Origin of the sequence: Pantoea rwandensis (genome assembly GCF_000759475.1) — a bacterium.
GTDB lineage: Bacteria > Pseudomonadota > Gammaproteobacteria > Enterobacterales > Enterobacteriaceae > Pantoea > Pantoea rwandensis_B.
Window position 1 is genome coordinate 1133661 of record NZ_CP009454.1, and the last position, 22254, is coordinate 1155914.

22 protein-coding genes are annotated in these 22254 nt (G+C 53.7%); 12 read left to right on the plus strand and 10 right to left on the minus strand.

From position 1 onward, the window contains the following. The first annotated feature begins 21 nt into the window (after positions 1-21). The 6 genes from nudF (at position 22) to LH22_RS05330 (ending at position 5439) form a co-directional block, all read left to right on the plus strand. A complete protein-coding gene (nudF, locus tag LH22_RS05305; RefSeq protein WP_034828380.1) occupies positions 22-657 on the plus strand; it encodes an ADP-ribose diphosphatase in 636 nt (211 codons plus the stop codon). Continuing rightward, positions 654-1079 carry a DUF1249 family protein gene (locus LH22_RS05310; RefSeq protein ID WP_034828381.1) on the plus strand — a complete coding sequence of 142 codons (426 nt, stop codon included), beginning with the start codon at positions 654-656 and terminating at the stop codon, positions 1077-1079. The genes nudF and LH22_RS05310 overlap by 4 nt, the downstream gene beginning before the upstream one ends. A 37-nt stretch (positions 1080-1116) precedes the next feature. After that, entirely contained in the window at positions 1117-1944 is an 828-nt protein-coding gene (gene cpdA, locus LH22_RS05315; protein WP_038644678.1) for a 3',5'-cyclic-AMP phosphodiesterase, read from the plus strand. A gap of 3 nt (positions 1945-1947) precedes the next feature. Continuing rightward, complete coding sequence (gene yqiA, locus LH22_RS05320) at positions 1948-2529, plus strand: esterase YqiA (protein WP_038644680.1); 582 nt, start codon at positions 1948-1950, stop codon at positions 2527-2529. A 47-nt stretch (positions 2530-2576) separates the two neighbouring features. After that, positions 2577-4472: a DNA topoisomerase IV subunit B gene (gene parE / locus LH22_RS05325; RefSeq protein WP_038644682.1), complete on the plus strand. Its 1896-nt coding sequence runs from the start codon at positions 2577-2579 to the stop codon at positions 4470-4472. A gap of 67 nt (positions 4473-4539) precedes the next feature. Continuing rightward, positions 4540-5439 carry a LysR substrate-binding domain-containing protein gene (locus tag LH22_RS05330; protein WP_038644684.1) on the plus strand — a complete coding sequence of 300 codons (900 nt, stop codon included), beginning with the start codon at positions 4540-4542 and terminating at the stop codon, positions 5437-5439. Between the two features lie 32 nt (positions 5440-5471). Here LH22_RS05330 and LH22_RS05335 read toward each other — a convergent pair whose 3' ends face one another. Together LH22_RS05335 and LH22_RS05340 are read right to left on the minus strand one after the other, a co-directional pair. Continuing rightward, positions 5472-5780, minus strand: coding sequence for a putative quinol monooxygenase (locus tag LH22_RS05335; RefSeq protein ID WP_038644686.1), 309 nt, complete (start codon positions 5778-5780; stop codon positions 5472-5474). A 31-nt stretch (positions 5781-5811) separates the two neighbouring features. Then, the gene (locus LH22_RS05340; protein ID WP_038644688.1) at positions 5812-6393 is read right to left on the minus strand and encodes an NAD(P)H-dependent oxidoreductase; all 582 of its coding nucleotides are present in this window, start codon (positions 6391-6393) and stop codon (positions 5812-5814) included. A gap of 163 nt (positions 6394-6556) precedes the next feature. On the opposite strand from LH22_RS05340, the gene LH22_RS05345 reads away from it, so the two are divergent. Both LH22_RS05345 and LH22_RS05350 read left to right on the plus strand, forming a co-directional pair. Continuing rightward, the gene (locus LH22_RS05345; protein WP_038644689.1) at positions 6557-7321 is read left to right on the plus strand and encodes a transporter substrate-binding domain-containing protein; all 765 of its coding nucleotides are present in this window, start codon (positions 6557-6559) and stop codon (positions 7319-7321) included. A gap of 187 nt (positions 7322-7508) precedes the next feature. Then, positions 7509-8771 (plus strand): hypothetical protein, encoded by a 1263-nt coding sequence (locus LH22_RS05350; RefSeq protein ID WP_038644691.1) that lies wholly within the window; start codon positions 7509-7511, stop codon positions 8769-8771. A gap of 101 nt (positions 8772-8872) precedes the next feature. On the opposite strand, the gene LH22_RS05355 is transcribed toward LH22_RS05350, so the two are convergent. From LH22_RS05355 to LH22_RS05380, 6 genes are all read right to left on the minus strand, one after another. Then, on the minus strand, positions 8873-9736 hold the full coding sequence (locus LH22_RS05355) for a ketose-bisphosphate aldolase (protein ID WP_038644693.1): 864 nt from the start codon (positions 9734-9736) through the stop codon (positions 8873-8875). 245 nt (positions 9737-9981) lie between these two features. Further along, entirely contained in the window at positions 9982-10833 is an 852-nt protein-coding gene (locus tag LH22_RS05360; protein ID WP_038644695.1) for a class II fructose-bisphosphate aldolase, read from the minus strand. A gap of 9 nt (positions 10834-10842) precedes the next feature. Further along, positions 10843-11934 (minus strand): PTS fructose transporter subunit IIC, encoded by a 1092-nt coding sequence (locus tag LH22_RS05365; RefSeq protein ID WP_034828408.1) that lies wholly within the window; start codon positions 11932-11934, stop codon positions 10843-10845. An 11-nt stretch (positions 11935-11945) separates the two neighbouring features. Further along, entirely contained in the window at positions 11946-12260 is a 315-nt protein-coding gene (locus LH22_RS05370) for a PTS fructose transporter subunit IIB (RefSeq protein WP_034828411.1), read from the minus strand. Between the two features lie 24 nt (positions 12261-12284). Next, positions 12285-12755, minus strand: a complete 471-nt coding sequence (locus tag LH22_RS05375; RefSeq protein WP_034828413.1) for a PTS sugar transporter subunit IIA — start codon at positions 12753-12755, stop codon at positions 12285-12287. Positions 12756-12773: 18 nt separating this feature from the next. After that, positions 12774-14336: a BglG family transcription antiterminator gene (locus LH22_RS05380; protein ID WP_038644697.1), complete on the minus strand. Its 1563-nt coding sequence runs from the start codon at positions 14334-14336 to the stop codon at positions 12774-12776. 411 nt (positions 14337-14747) lie between these two features. Here LH22_RS05380 and parC point away from each other — a divergent pair, with 411 nt between their 5' ends. The 3 genes from parC to ftsP all read left to right on the plus strand — a co-directional run bounded on the left by parC (position 14748) and on the right by ftsP (position 19334). After that, positions 14748-17021 (plus strand): DNA topoisomerase IV subunit A, encoded by a 2274-nt coding sequence (gene parC / locus LH22_RS05385; RefSeq protein WP_038644699.1) that lies wholly within the window; start codon positions 14748-14750, stop codon positions 17019-17021. A 38-nt stretch (positions 17022-17059) separates the two neighbouring features. Beyond that, complete coding sequence (locus LH22_RS05390) at positions 17060-17797, plus strand: 1-acylglycerol-3-phosphate O-acyltransferase (RefSeq protein WP_038644701.1); 738 nt, start codon at positions 17060-17062, stop codon at positions 17795-17797. 109 nt (positions 17798-17906) lie between these two features. After that, a complete protein-coding gene (gene ftsP / locus LH22_RS05395) occupies positions 17907-19334 on the plus strand; it encodes a cell division protein FtsP (RefSeq protein WP_038644703.1) in 1428 nt (475 codons plus the stop codon). Between the two features lie 156 nt (positions 19335-19490). On the opposite strand, the gene dkgA is transcribed toward ftsP, so the two are convergent. Continuing rightward, positions 19491-20318 (minus strand): 2,5-didehydrogluconate reductase DkgA, encoded by an 828-nt coding sequence (gene dkgA, locus LH22_RS05400; RefSeq protein ID WP_038644705.1) that lies wholly within the window; start codon positions 20316-20318, stop codon positions 19491-19493. A gap of 205 nt (positions 20319-20523) precedes the next feature. Here dkgA and LH22_RS05405 point away from each other — a divergent pair, with 205 nt between their 5' ends. Further along, positions 20524-21432 (plus strand): AraC family transcriptional regulator, encoded by a 909-nt coding sequence (locus LH22_RS05405; protein WP_038644707.1) that lies wholly within the window; start codon positions 20524-20526, stop codon positions 21430-21432. 152 nt (positions 21433-21584) lie between these two features. Here the strand turns inward: LH22_RS05405 and LH22_RS05410 are convergent, their stop codons facing one another. Beyond that, entirely contained in the window at positions 21585-22247 is a 663-nt protein-coding gene (locus tag LH22_RS05410; protein ID WP_038644709.1) for a DedA family protein, read from the minus strand. Positions 22248-22254 lie beyond the last annotated feature (7 nt).

The window sequence follows — 22254 nt, forward strand, 5'->3', positions numbered from 1 at the left end:
ATCTGCATAAGGAACCAGATGATGGCGGGTGAAAAAAAATCCCCTGTGACTTTCACAAAAAACGATGTAGAAATTATTGCACGCGATACACGCTACGATGGTTTTTTTTCCATTGTCCGCTACCGTTTCCGCCATCGCCGCTTTAATGGCGAGATGAGCGGTGAGGTGGTACGCGAAGTTTTTGAGCGCGGACACGCCGCCGTGCTGCTACCCTATGATCCCTTACGCGACGAAGTGGTGCTAATCGAACAGATTCGCATCCCGGCTTATGATTCCAGCCCAACGCCCTGGCTGCTGGAAATGGTGGCCGGTATCATTGAACCCGGTGAAACGCCGGAAGATGTGGCGCGACGTGAAGCAGTAGAAGAAGCAGGCCTCAAGGTCGGGCGTGTGAAACCGATAGTGAATTACTTAGCCAGCCCAGGCGGAACGTCTGAACGTTTGTCGGTGCTGGTGGGCGAAGTGGATGCCAGCCTGGCAGAGGGAAATCACGGGCTGGAGGAAGAGAATGAGGATATTCTTGTCCATGTGGTGAGCCGCGAACAGGCTTATCGCTGGGTGGAAGAGGGGATTATTGATAACGCGGCATCTGTCATCGCCCTGCAATGGCTGGCGTTGCACCATGAAAAACTACGACAAGAGTGGAAGCTAAAATGAAACAGCGCTATACCCCTGACTTTCCCGAAATGATGCGATTGTGCGAAACCAATTTCGCCCAACTGCGTCGCCTGCTGCCGCGTGATGACGAGGCAGGCGCGTCGGTGATCTATCAGGTGAGCGGCGCCCGTTATCAGCTGACTATTCAAGAGTCGACGCGATATACCACGCTGGTGGAGATTCGCCAGGTGGCCCCGGCAGTGAGTTACTGGAGCCTGCCATCCATGTCCGTTCGGCTGTACCATGATGCGATGGTCGCTGAAGTGTGTTCCACTCAGCAGATCTATCGTTTCAAAGCGCGCTATGATTACCCTAATAAAAAACTGCATCAGCGCGATGAAAAACATCAGATTAACCAGTTTCTTGCAGATTGGTTGCGCTATTGTCTGGCGCACGGTGCTGTAGCAGTGCCGGTCTGCTGATAGCATACAACTATGGCGTGGAGAGAAAGGAAACGCTTTGGATAGCCTGCTTACTCTTCCTGCGGCAAATGGGGCCGATATCAGGATTTTACAAATTACGGACACCCATCTTTTTGCAGGAAAACATCAATCGCTGCTTGGGGTAAATACCTGGTCGAGTTTTGATGCGGTGCTGGACGCCATCATGGCACAACAGCGCGATTATGATTTGATTATCGCTACCGGCGATCTCGCCCAGGATCACACCGTCGAAGCTTATCAACACTTTGTAGCGGGCATTTCACGCCTGCCAAAGCCGTGTGTCTGGCTGCCGGGTAATCACGATTTTCAGCCCGCGATGGTGAATACACTTGCCGATGCCGGAATCGCTTCCGATAAACATGTGCTGCTGGGTGAACACTGGCAGCTGGTGCTGCTGGATAGCCAGGTCTTTGGTGTGCCGCATGGCATGTTGAGCGAATACCAGCTCGAGTGGCTCGACAAGGCGCTGCGCCAGCATCCTGAGCGCCATACGCTAGTGCTGCTGCACCACCATCCGCTCGCTTCCGGCTGTACCTGGCTGGATCAGCATAGCCTGCGCAATCCCCATCAATTAGAAGCGGTGCTGCAACACTTCCCGCGTGCGCGTAATCTGGTGTGTGGCCACATTCATCAGGAATTAGATCTCGACTGGCATGGTCGTCGCGTGCTGGCTTCTCCTTCGACCTGCGTGCAGTTCAAACCGCATTGCACCAACTTCGCCATCGATGACGTGGCACCGGGTTGGCGCTGGTTAACCCTGAAGGCCGATGGCGTACTGGAAACCGAAGTGAATCGTTTGCAAAGCGATCTGTTCCGCCCCGATTTAGATTCCGAGGGCTACTAAGCGATGGCGGCGCTGATCTATCTGCACGGATTCAACAGCTCTCCGCAATCGGCCAAAGCCACACAACTGCAGCAGTGGGTAGCGCAACAGCATCCGCACATCAACGTGCTGGTGCCACAGCTGCCCACGTTTCCCGCCGAAGCCGCCAGCATGCTGGAAGAGCTGGTGATGCAGTACGCCGGTGAGCCACTTGGCCTGGTGGGATCGTCGCTCGGGGGCTACTTCGCTACCTGGCTGTCGCAATGCTTTATGCTGCCTGCGGTGGTGGTCAATCCTGCTGTGAGGCCGTTTGAGCTGCTGGTCGATTATCTCGGCGAGAACCGTAATCCCTACACCGGCCAGCAATATGTGTTAGAGTCACGCCACATTTACGATCTGAAAGTCATGCAGATTGACCCTCTCGAAGCGCCCGATTTAATCTGGCTGCTGCAACAGACCGGCGATGAAGTGCTCGATTACCGCCAGGCGCTGGAATACTACAGCGCATGCCGCCAAACGGTCGAAGAGGGTGGCAATCATGCTTATATCGGATTCGAACGCCATTTTGCGCAGATCATTGATTTTCTGGGATTAAATGTTCCCTGATTGCTGCGAGATGGACCCCTATTCCTATTGCTAATCAGACAGTTACGATGAGCCAATCAAGTTATAATGCCGATGCCATTGAGGTCTTAACCGGCCTTGAACCGGTGCGTCGTCGTCCGGGGATGTACACCGATACCACGCGCCCAAACCATCTGGGCCAGGAAGTGATCGATAACAGTGTCGATGAGGCGCTGGCGGGTCACGCCAAACGCGTGGAAGTGATCCTGCATGCCGATCAGTCACTGGAAGTTATCGATGACGGTCGCGGCATGCCGGTGGATATTCACCCGGAAGAGGGTGTGCCAGCGGTTGAGCTGATTCTTTGCCGTCTGCATGCGGGCGGTAAATTCTCCAACAAAAACTACCAGTTCTCCGGCGGCCTGCATGGCGTGGGGATTTCGGTGGTCAACGCCCTGTCAAAACGTGTTGAAGTCACCGTGCGCCGTAATGGTGAGATCTACGATATTGCCTTTGAAAATGGCGATAAAGTGCAGGATCTGACGGTGACCGGCACGGTCGGCAAACGTAACACTGGCACGCGCGTGCATTTCTGGCCGGATGAGAGTTTCTTCGACAGCCCACGCTTCTCGGTGTCGCGCCTGACGCATGTGTTGAAAGCCAAAGCGGTGCTGTGTCCGGGCGTGGAAATTGTCTTCAAAGACAAGGTGAACGATACCGAGCAGACCTGGTTGTATCACGGTGGTCTTTCAGATTACCTGAGTGAAGCCGTAAACGGCCTCCCCACCTTGCCGGAAAAACCCTTTGTCGGCAGCTTTGCGGGTGATGTTGAAGCGGTGGATTGGGCGCTGCTGTGGCTGCCAGAAGGCGGCGAACTGTTGACTGAAAGCTACGTGAACCTGATTCCCACCATGCAAGGCGGGACACACGTCAACGGTCTGCGCCAGGGCTTGCTGGATGCGATGCGTGAGTTCTGCGAGTTCCGCAATATCCTGCCACGCGGTGTAAAACTGTCTGCGGAAGATATCTGGGATCGCTGCGCCTACGTGCTGTCGGTCAAAATGCAGGATCCGCAGTTCGCCGGTCAAACCAAAGAGCGTCTCTCTTCGCGTCAGTGCGCGGCATTTGTCTCGGCTATCGTTAAAGATGCCTTCAGCTTGTGGCTGAACCAGAACGTGCAAGCCGCCGAAATGCTGGCCGAACTGGCAATCTCCAGTGCTCAGCGCCGTATGCGCGCGGCCAAGAAAGTGGTGCGTAAAAAGCTCACCAGCGGACCGGCACTGCCGGGCAAACTGGCAGACTGTAGTGCACAGGATCTGAATCGCACCGAACTGTTCCTGGTGGAAGGGGACTCCGCAGGTGGATCGGCCAAGCAGGCGCGCGATCGTGAATATCAGGCGATCATGCCGCTGAAAGGGAAGATCCTCAATACCTGGGAAGTGTCGTCAGACGAAGTGCTGGCATCGCAGGAAGTGCACGACATCTCGGTGGCGATCGGTATCGATCCCGACAGTGAAGATCTGAGCCAGCTGCGTTACGGCAAGATCTGTATCCTTGCGGATGCGGACTCCGATGGCTTACACATCGCCACCTTGTTGTGTGCGCTGTTTGTGAAGCACTTCCGCTCGCTGGTGCAACATGGCCATGTTTATGTCGCCATGCCACCGCTGTATCGCATCGATCTCGGCAAAGAAGTCTTTTACGCGTTAGATGAAGACGAGAAAGAGGGCGTGCTGGAGCAGCTGAAGCGTAAGAAAGGCAAACCGAACGTGCAGCGCTTCAAAGGTCTGGGTGAGATGAACCCGCTGCAGCTGCGTGAAACGACGCTCGACCCTAACACCCGTCGTCTGGTGCAGCTGACGGTCAGCGATGATGATGTTGAGCAGACGCTGCGCGTGATGGACATGCTGCTCGCGAAAAAACGTTCTGAAGACCGCCGTAACTGGCTACAGGAAAAAGGCGACCTCGCCGACCTGGAAGCTTGATGACCTGGGACGCTACGGCGTCCCAGATTATTTAGGCCAAGCCAAAATTTTTTACGGGGAAAGGAACGTGAAAATCACACTGGAAGAACTGCGCGCCTGGGTGGCGGTGGTGGATACTGGCTCAATCACGGCGGCGGCCGAGCAACTCGATCAAACCAGTTCTGGTATCAGCCGGGCGCTGAGTCGGCTGGAAAGCAAATTACAAACCACCCTGATGCACCGCACCACGCGGCGTCTCGCACTCACTGAGGAAGGGTTAATCTTCCTCGATCATGCGCGCCAGATCCTCTCGTCGGTCGAACTGGCGGAAGAGCAGATTGCCCAGCGCCGCGATATTCCCTCCGGCAGATTGCGCATCAATGCCAACGCACCCTTTATGCTGCATGTGATTGTGCCGCTGGTGGCGGAATTTCGACAGCGCTACCCGCTGATTCAGCTGGAGTTGAACACCGACGACATCATGATCGATTTGCTGGAGCAGCAGACCGATATCGCGATTCGCGTCGGGGAGTTGCGTGATTCTACGCTGCGTGCCCGCGTGCTGGGCAGCAGTGCTACGCGCTTAGTGGCGAGTCCGGCTTATCTGCAACAGCATGGCGAGCCTGAAACGGTTGAGGCGTTGTCAGCCCATCAGCTTTTGGGATTCAGCCAGCTGGATGCGCATAACGTCTGGCCAGTGTGGCAGCGTGAAGGTGAGTTCTTACAAATTAAGCCGACCCTGTCGGCTTCCAGTGGAGAAACCTTACGTCAACTGGCGCTGGCAGGGCAGGGTATTGCACGCTTGTCTGATTTTGTCAGCCGTAAAGATCGCGAGCGGGGCGATTTAGTGCAGGTGCTGGAGCAGGAAACGCGCGAATGGCGTCTGCCGATTCACGCCGTGTATTACCGCAACCAGTCTCTTACCTCGCGCATTACCTGTTTTCTCGATTTTCTGCGCGAAAAGATAGAGCAAGATCGCCTGCTATAAAAAAGCCCCTGCACAGGCAGAGGCTTTGGCGATTAACGCGCTGGCTCTAACACCAGGATTTTCACGTCCACCACATCATCTTTGATCGTGGCGCGATGCGCGTCCATGTGCGGCATCTGCTGATGCTGCTCAAGATGGCGCAGTGATTCCCACTGCTCCAGCATAAAGATCGAATCCGGTGAATTCTGCTTCCACGGCACCTGCGCCTGATGGTCAACCAGCGCGTCGTACTGATGGCAACCCTCCTCTTCCAGCACGGTAGGGATCAGTGTCTTGATGGCTTCCAGCACCACATGACGGCGGCCTGGCTTGACGCAAATTTCTGCAACGACGGTTAACATAGCGCTTCCTCTTTTCCCGGTGTGCTTACAGTTAAGCAAAGATTTGGCTGAGATGAGTCCGATAACGTTCGATATCGCGCGGCACGTCCGGCATCTTGATCACATCGTTACAGATAAAGGTAGGTAAACCTTCCATACCGAGGAACTGGTTGGCTTTGTGGAAGTGCAGATAGAGACCGTCCACGCCAACACCTTCAAAGAACTGCTCAGGATCGGTAAACGCCTCCAGCGGCGCATTCCACGTCAGCGACAGCATGTATTTTTTGCCCTGAATCAAACCGCCAGAACCGTACTTTTTGCCCGCGTCGCTGCGCGTACGGCCATCGCTGGCATACAGTGAGCCATGACCTTCAGTGAACACGTCATCAATGTATTTTTTCACCGTCCACGGCTCGCCCATCCACCAGCCAGGCATTTGATAGATCACCACGTCGCTGTCGAGATATTTCTGCACTTCTTCTGCCACGTTGTAGTCGCTGTCGGCAAGGGTGACCACCACGTTATGGCCCAGATCGCGCAGTTGGCTGGCCGCCACCTCAGTGAGGGTATGGTTCAGTTCGCCTTTCGAGTGGGCAAAGGTTTTTCCGCCGTCGATGATTAAAATATTGCTCATGGATGATTCGCTCTGTTTCCCGTTGATGGCGCACACTCTACGCGCGCAGGCGGGACAAAAAAATGCGTGATTGATCACAAGACTTTTGCTAATAAAGCAACAATGCGCAGGGCTATGCAACAATCCGCGCGCAAACCGACATCAACATAAAAAAGAAGAAATCATGAAAACCGCGATACTGAGTGCATTACTTCTGGTGAGTGGCGCTGCCTCGGCGCAATCCCACCTCGACGAAATTCGTAGCAGTAAAACCCTGAAAGTCTGTACCACGGGCGACTACAAGCCTTACAGCTATCTGCGCAGCGATGGGCAGTATGAAGGGCTGGATATCAGCATGGCGCAGTCACTGGCGGCCAGCCTGGGCGCCAAAGTGCAGTGGGTGCCAACCACCTGGAAAACCATGAGTGACGATTTCGTGGCGAAGCAGTGTGATATCGCGCTGGGTGGCGTGTCCGTTACCTTAAAACGTCAGCAAATTGCCTGGTTTGCCGAGCCGCTGGGTGTGGATGGCAAGATCCCGCTGGTGCGCTGTGATGATAAAGACAAATACCAAACCGTCGCGCAGATCAACAAGCCGAGCGTGCGGGTGATTGAACCGGCTGGCGGTACCAATGAGGCCTTTGTGCACAGCCACTTGCCGCAGTCGACGCTGCAACTGGCCGATAACGTCGGTATTTTCCAGCAGCTGGTTGATAAAAAAGCGGATGTGATGATCACTGATGCTTCCGAAGCGCTGTTCCAGATGAAGCACTACCCGACGCTGTGCGCTATCAACCCGGATAAACCGATGCAATATGGTGAGAAGGCCTACATGATCCCGCGTGACGATATGAGCTGGAAACTGTACGTCGATCAGTGGCTGCATCTCAGCACCGCCACCGGCGAATATGCGCAGATTGCTTCGCAGTGGTTGGGTATTGCTAAATAATTACCACCCTAAAAATTAGGTGTGAGCCTTAAAATCCCAAGGTTATGTAGTAGCGGGCTATAGTTCTAAAATTTCATAAAATATTTTATTATAAGGCTCCGAGGTCCGCGGGGTCTTATATTTAATGGTTTTAATTGGTTTGATCTAATCATTAGCAGTTGGTGTTTTTTCTGATTTGGAGGGGTACATGGAAGACATAATTAGAAATTTAAAGGTCAGTATTAAGGAAGGCCTATATCTAGCATTGAAATCATCTATTGGCATCAGTACTGTTGCCATTTTCATTGTCTGGTTTTATCTCTTCAGTTTGGGGCGTCAAGACGTATTTCTTGATGTCATCAATAACATACCATCAATGATAGTTATCGTTATTTTCTCATTTTTAATTATGGTTATGTTCTTTTCTTTATTTGTATCCTCTTCGTTTGTAACGATTTTCTCCTTTAAGTTATACCAAAAGGAAATTGGAGTTTACAAAGGGTTTGGGTCTCATCTTACAATTATCTGTGTATATAATAGCATTTTATTTTGGTGTGGGTTTTTCTTTCTATTTTTATGTTTTGAAAAAAAATGGCCTGATAATGGTTACCTTCATTTTTTATCATTCGTTGTAGCGACGATGTTAACAGCGGCGAATTCCTATCGCATGCTATCGAAAAAATTGTTGAAATCTTCTAATTTTGAAGATTTGAATATCACTAAGACCTATATTCCATTCCATAGAAAACTTGTCGAAAAGTTTCTTTTATCTGCTATCTTACTTGCTCCAGCTTGGGTGCAAATGTTTCCGTTATTATTTATTTTCCCACGATTAGACTTCGGCGATATTCATAATGATTACGCACAGCTAGGCATGGTTATGCTGCTGGTAATCATAATATCCGTATTTACTATGCTACCTGCAGTTGCATGGTTTTCTGCGTCACAAGAACGAGGTTATTTCTACAAGTTTAGAGATATATTTCTTGCGATGATTTTTGTTGTTTTTATTATTTTCACCGTATTCAGATCTTTTTCAGATGTTGTGGTTAATTCATCTCTGCGTTTGGTTGGTATCACTGATTGGCATGCACATCACTATTATATTTCAAACGATAAGTTTTCACCTGCACTTTTCCCTGGGAATGAATGGAATACGCGAACATATTTTAAAATTCCTCAGCGATTTTTCATTACTGGTGTGCCGGTTTTTTCATTAGGTAATGTGCAGTTAATTTGCCCTGTTGAGATTCTGGCTTTTCGGGAGCGTAGTATGAGAGAGAATATTAGCGATCTTTCTAGCAGCCAACTTAGGGTCACAGAGCTTAAGCATTACTCCAGCCGCTGTCATGCTTTCCAAAAAGGCGATGCTATGCAATGGGACACTGAACTTAATGATCCCATTTATCTTGAAAAAATAAAAACCAGCTATAACAATAATCTTATTAGATTACTTCACTTGATTAAATAAATAACTGAATGTGATTTATGTAAATAATATCTTCCTGCTAAAATGGAAATTTATTTAGGCGGCCTTCGGCCGCCCATCATTGTCTTAATTCCCAAACGTACTCAGCAATACAAACTCGCTTTACCCAATCCACCAAACAGATTCATCTTGTAGCGAATCACTGCTTTGGCGGCAGTAATGGCTTCCGGATAAATCACGTTGGGATCCCACCAGGTTTCACGCGCCAGAATTTCGCGCAGTTTGGCGAAGTAGGCGTACTTCATATCGCTGGAAATATTGATTTTGCCCACGCCGAGGGTCACCGCTTCAGCAATCTCCGCATCCGGGTTAGCAGAACCCCCGTGCAGCACCAGCGGAATATCGGTGCGCTGAGCAATATCTCTCAGAATATGCATCTGCAGTTCCGGCTTCATATCTTTTGGATAGATACCGTGCGCGGTGCCAATCGCTACCGCCAGAGTATCGACGCCGGTGCGCTGGATAAAATCTTCTGCCTGCGCCGGTTCGGTATAGATCACTTTGCTGACGCCGCCTTCCACGGTGGTGCCGGTATCGCCAATGGTGCCGAGTTCACCTTCCACTGACACGCCTACCGAATGCGCCAGCTTCACCACCTCTTTGGTCAGCGCCACGTTCTCTTCGTACGGCAGCAGCGATCCATCGATCATCACCGACGTGAATCCACACTGGATGGCGCGCAGCACCTGCGCAATCGAAGCGCCGTGGTCAAGGTGAATGGTGAAGGGCACTTTGCTTTTCAGCGTGCGTTCACGCACATAGCCAAAGAATTCATCGGTCACGAACTCCAACTCACTCGGGTGAATCGAGATGATCGCCGGAGTATTGGTGGCCTCGGCTTCCTCCACCACAGCACGAATAAAGCAGCTGTCTGCTACGTTAAAAGCGCCGATGGCGAAGCGGTGTTCACGAGTCGGTGCCAACATCTCTTTCATAGAAATCAACATGTTAATATTTCCTCAACGTGAGTTTTACCAGAGCCGACGCGTGCGCCGACCCGATGATGGATAAAAAGGGAAATGCTTCTGCATCCTGTTGCTGCGCGACTTATCGCGCTGTATCTTGCCGCTGCTTTACATCGCGATGATCGAAGCGGCTTTTCAGGTGCGTGTTAATGCGTCAAATCACGAGTGTTCTTTTCCACGCGTACCCTACGGGGCCCCGTAGGGGGGCCATTTATGGCGTCCGCGCCCTACGCTTTGCCAGCCGATCCCGACCAGCTCAGATACTCAATCACCACTTCACGGCAGGCGGATTCCATCAGCCCAAGCAGATCGGCCAGTTCCGCGTGCGGATGCTGTTTCAGCGCCTGCTCAACCGCGTTTTTACCGGCATCAAACACTGCGGCGCCGACGTTAATCTTCGCCACACCATGCTGACTGACGCGGCGAATATCCTCGGCGGGTGTGCCCGAACCGCCATGCAGTGCCAATGGACGTGTTGAGACCGCATGCAGCTCCTGCAAGCGCTGGAAATCAATCTTCGGCTTCACGCCAGCCGGGTAGAGCCCGTGCGCAGTGCCCACCGAAATCGCCAGCAAATCGATATCGGTTTGCTCAATAAACGGCAGCACGTCAGCAACCTGCGTCATTTTCACCGACGCATCCGCCAGCTCATAGGTGGGTGCATCGGCGATATGCCCCAACTCACCTTCGACGCAAACGCCAGCGGTGTGCGCCATCTTCACTACCGCTGCGGTCTGGTGGATATTTTCGGCCAGCGGATCGGCAGAGGCATCGATCATCAGGCCGGTAAAGCCGGCGCGAAATGCCTGGCCAATCAGCGGAAAGGCCTTGCCGTGGTCCAGCGCCAGCGCAACGGGTACCGTGGCGGCATTCGCCAGTGTCTGCACCAGCGGCACCGCGACGGCAGGTGGGAAGTGCGTGCTGTGGCCCTGATAGACATTTAATATCAGCGGTGCGCGCTGTTGCTCGGCGGCCTGAATCGCCGCCCGCGCGGTTTCAAGGTTGAAGCAGTTGATCGCCAGCACGGCATACTGCTGCTTAGCGGCGGCCTGAATCAGGTCATTCATCATGGCAAACATGGTGGCTCCTTATTCCAGTGTGAATTTGATCTCTTCGTCGCGGACGCCAGGGGCTTCCACGTCATCGAACTCTTCATCTGCCTGCGTCACCGGTTTCTTCATCAGCGACAGCATCACGCCGCACACCACGGTGCCGATTCCCAGCGCCAGACAGAACATCAGCGGTTTGGTGAACAGCGGCACTACAAACATCCCGCCGTGCGGCACCGGTGCTTCCACGCCCCACACCATAATCAGCCCACCGGCGATGGCAGAGGCCACCACGCAGCTGCCGACCACACGCAGCAGGTCACGCGCTGCAATCGGAATCACCCCTTCGGTAATCATGCAGATGCCCATCGGGAAGGCGGCTTTCAGCGCCTCTTTCTCCGCTTTGGTGTACTTATGGCGCGTCAGCAGATACGACAGCGTGATGCCAAACGGTGGAATCATTGAGCCGACAAACTTCACTGCTTCCGGGCCATAAATTCCGTCGACCAGCATGCCGTCGGCGAACAGCGACATGGTCTTGTTGATGGGGCCGCCGAAGTCAAAGGTCGCCATCGCGCCCAGCACCGCACCCAGCACAAACTTCGATCCGCCCTGCATCGACTCCAGCAGATGAATCAGCGCTTTCTGTAGCCAGACAATCGGCTGGCCAATAAAGGTCATCATCAACAGCCCGGCGATGATGGTGCTCAACACCGGCAGCACCATAATCGGCATCAACCCCTGCATCGACTGCGGCAGCTTAATGGTGCGGCGCAACAGCAATACCGTGTAACCCACCAGGAAGCCGCCGAGCATACCGCCGATAAAACCGGTGCCGATCTGCCCGCAGATGAAGCCGACGATCAAACCTGGCGCAAAGCCGGGACGATCGGCGATCGAGTAGGCAATCGCCGCGCTGATCAGCGGCACGATCAAGCCCATGCCCCAGCCGCCGATCTGATTCAGCATCCAGGCGATAGTGCCGGTTTGCTTGCCGACATCCGGCCCGCCAATCACCTGGCCGAGTGCGATACAGATCCCGGCGGCGACGATCAGCGGGATCATCCAGGAGATCCCGGTGAGCAAGTGACCTTTAATCTCTTGTCCGTACTGACGTTTGTTGTCGTTCATGATGGATCTCCTCAGGCTCGCGCCAGTGAATCCGCCACTTTTTCGAGGAATTTCACCGGTGACTTGATCACCACTTCGGTTTTCACTCGCACAATGGGTTTGCCCTGGAAACGTTCTTCGCCGTTGATCTTCACATCAATGGCGAGGATCACTACGTCAGCGGCGGCGATGTCTTCACGCGTCAGCGCGGTTTCAGTGCCAATGGTGCCCTGGGTTTCAACGTGGATGGTGTGGCCCAGTGCATGAGCGCCTTTGATCAGTTTTTCACGCGCAATATAGGTATGCGCGATGCCTGCCGTGCAGGCCGCTACACAGACGATATTCATGTGTCACCTCAAAGAGTTAGGGGATTAACAGAGGTCGGTTTCGGCGTACTGGCTAAACAGCCGGATGATATTGCTGGGGTCGTTTTCCACCAGCAGTTGGGCTATCACCTCATCATCGGCCAGCGCGCTGGCCACCTGCGACAACAGGCGAATATGGGTGGTGTTCTGATCTTCCAGTCGCACCGCGAACAGGATGATGCAGCGCACCTGGCTGCCATCGAGCGTTTCCCAGGGGATATCCTGTTGGGTACGACCAATGGCTAATGTGGTGTGTTGGACGGCGGAAGACTTGCCGTGCGGAATAGCAACGTGGTTTTCGAATCCGGTTGAGCCTTCAGCTTCACGCAGCCAGACATCTTCAATAAAGGCTGCGCGATCGGTGATGGCGCCGTCCTGATACAGCAGATCGGTCAGTTCGTTGATCACTTCTTCTTTGGTGGTGGCGGTGAGCGCCAGGTTAACGCGGCGTGGCGTCAGAATGCGGGAAATGTCCATGGGTTTTACCTCATTCAATTAATGTTCAGCCAACGCGCAGTGCGCGCTGTCCGGCAGCTGGCTGCCAATCATGGCGTCAGTCACCCGCCGGATATCGTCATCGTTAAAAAATGCACTCACATACACTGCCGGAATAGGCCCGGCGTTGAGATGGATAGTGGTGATCACTAAATCCACCGTCTGGTTCTGACAAAACGCGGCGTGATTGCTGGCGGAGACCACACCCGCAATTTCCCAGTCAGGGAACGCCCGCAAGATGCGGCTCTTCAGCAGATGCGACGTCCCCACGCCGCTGGAACACACCACCAGAATGCGTTTATGGGCAATTTGCCGCTCCAGCGCAGCCTGGAAATGCACGCAGAGATAACCGATTTCGTCGTCAGCCACTGGCGAAAGCCCATAAGTGCGAGCGGTTAATTGCATCGCCTGTTGCGTTAACGAAAATATGCCCTTCATTTCCTGCTGAATATCCTCCAGCAGCGGATTGCGAATATGAATGTGATATTTGAGTCGATTTAATAGTGGCTTTATATGCACCAGTAAGCCGTCAAATAATAATCGGTCCTGCGCTAAATCTTGCTGAATAAAGGCTGCGAAACGATCAATTAATTCACAGGTTATTTTTACGGACTCTGCGGTGGAGAATTGATTATGCATCGGCGCATTATCGCCGCGCTCTTCCACCACAATGCCGGATGACACGATATATTGATAAATAAAACCCACTTCATCGGCGGGCAGGGCGCAGCACATCCGCTGTTCAATCTGCGTCACCATTTGCTGGGCAATCAGTAAAATGCGCTGATCGAGATCCTGCATTGTGGCCAGGGTTGCCAATGCCAGCGCATTCCCCTGCGCCATGCGGTGCATCATGATCAGAATATGGGTGCAGAGATTCAGATACCAGGCATCGCCTAGCGGGTAACTGAGTTGCTGCTCCATCTGTTGCAGCAGCGTCTGCACAAAAGCCACATCCTCATCGCCAAAATAATGCACCAGTGCCTGCTGGCTGCCGGGATCTAGGCGCGGTAACAGCGGCGTGCCAGCGACGTTTTGCTGCATCACATCATTAATCAGGGAGACCATTGCCTGACGCAGCGCCTGTTCGTTGCCTTCGATATGGGTGCCGCCTGGCCCACGTTGCAGCGTCAAACCCAGCGGCTGCAGCCACTCTTCAATCACCTTAAGGTCATTCACAATCGAGGCGTGGCTGATAAAATAGCGTTCCGACAGCTTACTGATCGAGGTTGCACGCGGCGCGTCACTCAGCAACTGCGAGGCAATTTTTACTCTGCGGCTGTTTTGCCCCAGCGCATCGGCACTGCTTTCATCGCCGTTGAGTTGCTGCTCCAGTTGCAGGCGCTGCTGGATATCATCAACCCGCAAACGCACGCCGCGGCCTGGGGTTTTCTCCAGCGTTAGTGACCAGCTACCAAGCCAGCTTTCCAGCCACTGCAGGTCGCGCTGAATCGTCTTTTCTGACACGACCAACTGTAGGGCTAATTCTCTGATCGGCTGCGGTGCAGCATGTTGCAACAGCAGTTTGACTAAACGGTGTTGTCGCGAAGTCAGTATTTGCATTCGGTCACCCTTTATTTTGGCAAAGCGTTTTTAAGATTATTTCCTCGTTATCTATTTCTTCATGCCAGAAATCAGGAGCGCAATATTGATGTCTTATGGAGTATAAATTTAGGAAAGGACGGTGTAAGCAACAATACTAAATGTTGTCCATGATTACGGACAGCTTTAATACACCTGAAATCGTTAATAATTAATTGCGATCCTGCTCACATATTAATTGGGATATTAATTGTGATATTGCTCTCATTCCTTTTTCATTTTCCAACCGATATCACGTTATTTAATGCCTTACGATTCTGCCTGCGGTCATTGGCTTCCCTGTGACTAACTCGCACGAATAAGGTACTATCCTCGCCAAATGAGCGCCGGATGCCCCGCCGTTGCGGGCCACGAAGTGAGGATGCGAGCTTAATGAGCGAATTGACGCAGGATGGTGCAGAGCGTCTTGCCCTGCACAAATTTACGGAAAACGCGTACCTGAACTACTCCATGTACGTGATCATGGACCGCGCACTGCCGTATATCGGCGATGGTCTGAAACCGGTGCAGCGTCGTATTGTTTACGCGATGTCGGAACTGGGCCTCAACGCCAGCGCCAAATTCAAAAAATCTGCCCGTACCGTGGGTGACGTATTAGGTAAATACCATCCGCACGGCGACAGCGCCTGTTATGAAGCGATGGTATTGATGGCGCAGCCGTTCTCCTATCGCTATCCGCTGGTGGATGGACAGGGTAACTGGGGTGCACCGGACGATCCCAAATCCTTCGCCGCGATGCGTTACACCGAATCACGCCTGTCCAAATATGCCGAGATTTTGCTGGGCGAGCTGGGACAAGGCACGGTGGATTATATCCCCAACTTCGACGGCACCATGCAGGAGCCGAAGATGTTGCCGGCGCGTCTGCCGAACATCCTGCTGAACGGCACCACCGGTATCGCCGTGGGCATGGCCACCGATATTCCTCCGCACAACCTGCGTGAAGTGGCGGAAGCGGCGGTGAAGCTGATCGACAAACCCAACGCCACGCTGGATGAGTTGCTGGATATTGTGCAGGGCCCGGATTATCCGACCGAAGCCGAGATCATCACGCCGCGCAGCGAGATCCGTAAGATCTACCAAAGCGGGCGCGGTTCGATCCGTCAGCGCGCGGTATGGAAGAAAGAAGACGGCGATGTGGTGATCACGGCACTGCCGCACCAGGTTTCCGGTGCGCGCGTGCTGGAGCAGATCGCCAACCAGATGCGCAATAAAAAGCTGCCGATGGTGGAAGATCTGCGTGATGAATCCAACCATGAGAACCCAACGCGTCTGGTGATTGTGCCGCGCTCCAATCGCGTGGATGTGGAGCAGGTGATGAATCATCTGTTTGCCACCACCGATCTGGAAAAGAGCTATCGCGTTAACCTGAATATGATCGGACTGGATAACCGTCCGGCGGTGAAAAACCTGCTGGAGATCCTGTCTGAATGGCTGGTGTACCGTCGCGATACCGTGACGCGCCGCCTGAACTATCGCTTAGAGCGCGTGCTGCGCCGCCTGCATATCCTCGAAGGTTTGCTGGTGGCGTTCCTCAACATTGATGAAGTGATTCACATCATCCGTACTGAGGACGAGCCTAAGCAAGTACTGATGTCGCGCTTTGAACTCAGCGACACGCAAGCCGAATCCATTCTGGAACTGAAACTGCGCCATCTCGCCAAACTGGAAGAGATGAAGATTCGCGGTGAGCAGGCGGAGCTGGAGAAAGAGCGCGATCAGCTGCAGGCGATTCTGGCGTCCGAACGCAAGATGAGTAACCTGCTGAAGAAAGAATTGCTGGCAGACAGCCAGACCTACGGTGACGATCGTCGTTCGCCGCTGCATGAGCGTGAAGAAGCTAAAGCGCTGAGCGAAACTGAGCTGGTGAGTGCCGAGCCGGTAACGATTGTGCTGTCGCAGATGGGCTGGGTGCGCAGCGCCAAAGGCCACGATATCGATCCAACCGGTCTCAGTTACAAAGCCGGTGACAGTTACCTCGCCGCCGCCCGCGGTAAGAGCAACCAGCCCGTGGCCTTTATCGACTCCACCGGCCGTAGCTATACGCTGGATCCGACCTCGTTGCCGTCGGCGCGCGGGCAGGGCGAGCCGCTAACCGGCAAACTGACGCCACCGCCAGGTGCCGCGTTTGAACAGGTGCTGATGGAAGCGGACGACCAGAAACTGTTGATGGCCTCCGATGCGGGTTACGGCTTTATCTGTACCTTTGCCGATTTGATTTCGCGCAACCGCGCCGGTAAAGCGCTGCTAACGTTGCCAGACAATGCCAAAGTGATGACGCCAATGGCGGTGCATTCGGGCGATGATATGCTGCTGGCGATTACCCAGGCCGGACGTATGTTGATGTTCCCGGTGGGCGATCTGCCACAGATGTCGAAAGGCAAAGGTAATAAAATCATCTCTATTCCATCAGCGGATGCCGCTGCGGGCGTGGATAAGCTGCAGTGGTTGCTGATTCTGCCGCCGGGCAGTTCGATCACCCTGTATGTCGGCAAACGTAAGCTGATCATGCGTGATGAGGATCTGCAAAAAGTGCGTGCCGATCGCGGTCGTCGTGGCAGCGTGTCGCGTGGCCTGCAGCGCATTGATAGCGTAGAAGTGAATGCGCCAGCGCGCCCGAAAAGTGACGCCAGTAGCGAAGAATAAGACTGACCAGGCAATGGATTGCCCAACTTGAGGAAGCTATGTTACTAATTATACGCACGATTATTGTTATCGTTTATTCGATTTTGGTGTGCATCTTCGGCAGTATCTGGTGTTTGTTCTCACCGCGTAATCCCCGCCATGTGGCGACGTTCGGCCATATGTTTGGTCGCCTGTCGACGGTGTTTGGCGTCAAAGTCGAACTGCGCAAACCCGTTGACGCGGAGAACTATGGCAATGCGATTTACATTGCCAACCATCAGAACAATTACGACATGATCACGGCGGCGAAGATCGTGCAGCCGACCACGGTCACCGTCGGCAAAAAGAGCCTGCTGTGGATCCCGTTCTTTGGTCAACTCTACTGGCTGACCGGTAATTTGCTGATTGACCGTGATAACCGCGCCAAAGCGCATGGCACCATCGGTGAACTGGTCGAGCAGTTTAATAAAAAGAAGATTTCATTCTGGATGTTTCCGGAAGGCACCCGCAGCCGTGGCCGTGGTTTACTGCCGTTTAAAACCGGTGCGTTTCACGCTGCGGTGGCAGCAGGTGTGCCGATAATCCCTGTGGTGGTGTCGAATACCCACGGCAAAGTGAAACTTAATCGCTGGAACAACGGCCTGGTGATTGTTGAAATGCTGCCGCCAGTGGATACCAAGCAGTTTGAAACCACCTCGGTGCGCAAATTAGCCACCCACTGCCGCGAATTAATGTCTGCTAAGCTGGAAGAATTGAACGCCGAAGTCGCCGAACGCGAAAAAAACGGTAAACTCTAGCCATCCACGGGGCAGAAACGCTGCCCCGTGCTCATCACAGCAAAAACTCACTAACAAGAACAACATGGACACGGCGTCTTCACGCCCCGCTCAAAAGGTCTGAAGTTTTATGTCTTGCAGCAGACGTCAGTTTATTCAGCTTTCCGCCGGTGTTGCGCTGGCGACCAGTAGTATGCCTTATGCCGCCTACGCTGCGGCCCCGATGGGCGATGTGCCGCTTCCTGTTCCGCCACTGCTTGAATCTCGCCGTGGCCAGCCGCTCTTTCTGACGCTGCAACGCAGCCATTGGTCATTTAGCGGTAATAGCAATAAAGTGCCGGTCTGGGGCATTAATGGCATGTACCTCGGCCCCACGGTGCGCGTCTACAGCGGCGATGATGTGAAGCTGATTTACAGCAACCGTCTCAACGAACCGGTGGCGATGACGGTCAGCGGATTGCAGGTGCCGGGCGCCTTAATGGGCGGTGCGCCGCGCATGATGTCAGCTGGCGTTGACTGGGCGCCGGTATTGCCGGTTCGTCAGGGTGCATCGACCTTGTGGTATCACGCCAATACGCCAAATCGTATGGCGCCACACGTCTACAATGGCCTGGCGGGCATGTGGCTGATTGAAGATGACGTCAGCAAAGCGCTGCCGTTACCTAAGCACTATGGCGTTGATGACTTCCCGCTGATTATCCAGGACAAGCGTCTCGATAACTTTGCCACGCCGGTTTATAACCCACCCTCAGACGGCGGTTTCCTCGGGGATACGTTGCTGGTCAACGGCGTGCAGAATCCGTATGTCGAGGTGTCGCGTGGTTGGGTGCGTCTGCGCCTGTTGAATGCTTCGAACGCGCGTCGCTTTGATTTGAGCTTCTCGGATAATCGTCCGTTTACCGTGATTGCCAGCGATCAAGGCTTCCTGCCTGCGCCCGTTGCGGTGCAAACGCTGTCGCTGGCACCCGGTGAACGCCGTGAAGTGCTGGTGGATATGTCGCAGGGCGATGAAGTCTCGATTACGGCAGGGACTGCGGCGGGCCTGATGGATCGCCTGCGGGGTCTGTTTGAACCTTCCTCCATTCTCGCCAACACGCTGGTTCTGAGCCTGCGCCCGACCGGCTTACTGCCGCTGGTTACCGACAATCTGCCGATGCGCTTATTAGCGGATCAGATTCTGGATGGTGTGGCGGTGCGCACGCGCGAATTCCGCATTGGCGACAGTGTGCCGGGCATCAATGGCGCACTCTGGGACATGAGCCGCATCGACACCACGGTGCAGCAGGGCACCTTTGAACGCTGGATTATTCACGCCGATCGTCCACAGTCGCTGCATATTCAGGGCGTGATGTTCCTGATCAAGAGCGTCAATGGCGCACAGCCGATGGGCGAGGATCGCGGCTGGAAAGATACGGTGTGGGTGGATGGTGATGTCGAATTATTGGTGAGCTTCCCACAGAGTTCGTCGGATCACTTCCCGTTTGTCTACTACAGCCAGACGCTGGAGTTAGCCGATCGCGGCACGGCGGGGCAGCTACAGGTCAATCCCGTCCCTTAAGAAAAAAGGTGCGCAGCGATGCGCACCTTACAAGAGATCGCCAAATTGACAGGGTCACGATGCATAGCGATCCGCACATGACCGCACGACTGTTGTTAAGCCAATGCAGGCGAGCACGCGCTAGCCGTATCCGCCTGGCGTTTAAACTGTGCCGACTTACCCGTTAAAGCTCTCCGGATCCGGCCCCAAACGATTTCCTTTATCCAGCTTAGTCATCTCGCTGATCTCGGGTTTTTCCAGTCTGAAGTCGAACACCTGGAAGTTTTCACGAATACGTTCCGGCGTCACCGATTTTGGAATCACCACTAATCCGCTATCCAGATGCCAGCGAATCACAATCTGCGCTGGCGTTTTACTGTATTTCTTCGCCAACTCGCGAATGATCTCCTGATCGAATACCCCTTTACCGCCTTGCGCCAGCGGGCTCCAGGATTCGGTCTGAATCTGATGCAGTGCGTTCCAGGCATGCAGCGTGCGCTGTTGCAGCATGGGATGCAGCTCAATCTGATTCACCACCGGCGAGACGCCTGTTTCATCGATCAGGCGTTTAAGATGGGCTTCATGGAAGTTACAGACGCCAATGCTTTTGGTTAAGCCCTGCTGCTGCAGCTCAATCATCTTTTTCCAGGCTTCAACGTAGTGATCTTTTTCCGGGCACGGCCAGTGCATCAGATAGAGATCGACACTCTCCAGTTGCAGCTTCTTCAGGCTGGTTTCAATCGCCTGCTGGCCGTTCTGCTGATCGTCATTCCACAGTTTGGTGGTAATGAAAATGTCTTCGCGTGCGACATCGGTGTCCTGCAGTGCCTGACCGACGGCTTCCTCATTTTTGTAGATGGCGGCGGTATCAATCGAGCGATAGCCTACTTTTAAAGCCTCGACAATCGCCGCCCGGGCATCCTCGATACTCGCTTGCCAGACACCGAGTCCGAGTTGCGGCATCATATTGCCGTCGTGCAGTTTGATAATGGGTTGCTCTGCCATAGTTGCTCCTTATCTGTCGCAGTGACTTACCGTAAAAGCGCTGAGGTTAAGTCTAGTCAACAAACTCAACCGCAGGATCATTGTGGCAATCACCTCGCCCTTTTACCCTGGTCATTTCTGCCAGAATCTTGCCTGATTCTGCTGAAGGGTGGAGCTTTGAGCAGCATTGCGGCACACTGATTTTTTTGCTGCCTGAGAGTGATCCATGCCGAACGATGCCCTTTGCCGCCAGCTGGCGCAGCGCGTGACCGCGCTAATGAATGATGCGCGTAAGCCGCTATGCGCCGTGGAAAACGTCAAGCTCATCTACGCCTGCGAAACACTTCCACGCACACCGATGATGTATCAACCCGGCATTGTGATTCTTTTTCAGGGGCGTAAAACCGGTTATCTCGGCAGCACGGTGTTTCATTACGACGCCACGAAGTATTTGATGCTGACCGTACCGCTGCCGGTGGAATGCGAAACCGAAGCCACCCCGGAAGAGCCGCTGGCCGGCATGTGCCTGAGCGTGGATATCGCCAGCTTACAGGATCTATTGATGGATATCGGCGACGACGAACAATTTCAGCCGCAGTTGCATACTTCCGGTATCCATTCGGCGTTTATGAGTGAAGAGATGCTGTGCGCTGCCGAGCGTTTGCTGGATGCGATGAGCCATCCGCGTGATGCGCGCGTGCTGGGACCACAGCTGGTGCGGGAAATTATCTACTATGTGCTCACCGGCCCGATTGGCGGTGCGCTGCTGTCGCTGGTGAATCGTCAGACCCAGTTCAGTCAGATTGCGCGCGCCTTACGCCGCATCGAAAGCCATTTCGCCGAAAGTCTCAGCGTCGATATGCTGGCTGCTGAAGTGAACATGAGCGTTTCGGCGTTCCATCACAACTTCAAAGCCGTCACCCAGACCTCGCCGCTGCAATATCTGAAGCGCTATCGTCTGCATCAGGCACGATTGATGATGTTGCAGGATGGGATGAAAGCCAGTGCGGCAGCGGTGCGCGTGGGCTATGAAAGCCCTTCGCAATTCTCGCGGGAGTTTAAGCGCTATTTCGGCGTGACGCCGGGAGAGGAAGCCAGCCGCGTGCGCCAAACGTTGCCGTTTGACGCTGCCTGAACAAATACAGATCAATGTGCATTGAAAGAAATGGCACTGCGCTATGGGTTGCTGTTTGACGCCATCTGAACGGCCAAATGTGCATCAATGCGCGCGCGACGAAACGGCACTGAACCATTGAAGGGTTGCCATTAATGGCAACCCGAACCGAATTAGCTCGTTTTCTGGCGGCGTTTTTTCCAGATCACCACGATGCTGCCGGTCAGACCGACAAACAGCAACACCATCGGCAGCACCATCAGCACTGCCATCACCTGATCTTCGTGACGCTTGATAAACGGCACCTGACTGATGCCATAGCCCATGGCGACCACAATCCCGACCCACAGCGCGCCGCTCAGCCAGTTAAACAGCTGGAAACGCCCATTCTGTAAACCCGAAATGCCTGCCATGGTCGGCAGCAATGTGCGAACAAACGCCAGGAAACGCCCGACCAGCAGCGCCATCAAACCGTGGCGGTTAAACAGATTCCAGGCGCGCTGATGATATTGCGCCGGTAAATGCATCAACCAGCTTTTCACCATCCGCGTATTGCCCAGCCATCGCCCCTGTAAATAACTCAACCAGCAGCCCAGGCTGGCGGCAGTGGTCAGAATCACCATCGTGGGCACGAAATCCATCACGCCTTTGGCAATCATGGCACCTGCGAGCAGCAACAGGCTGTCACCCGGCAGAAAAGAGGCAGGTAACAAACCGTTTTCCAAAAACAGCGTTAAAAACATCACGCCGTAGACAATCCACACGACATCCGGATTGGCCAGCGCGGCAAAATCCTGATGCCAGAGCGCGTGGACAATCTCATGTAAAACACCCATCTGCTAT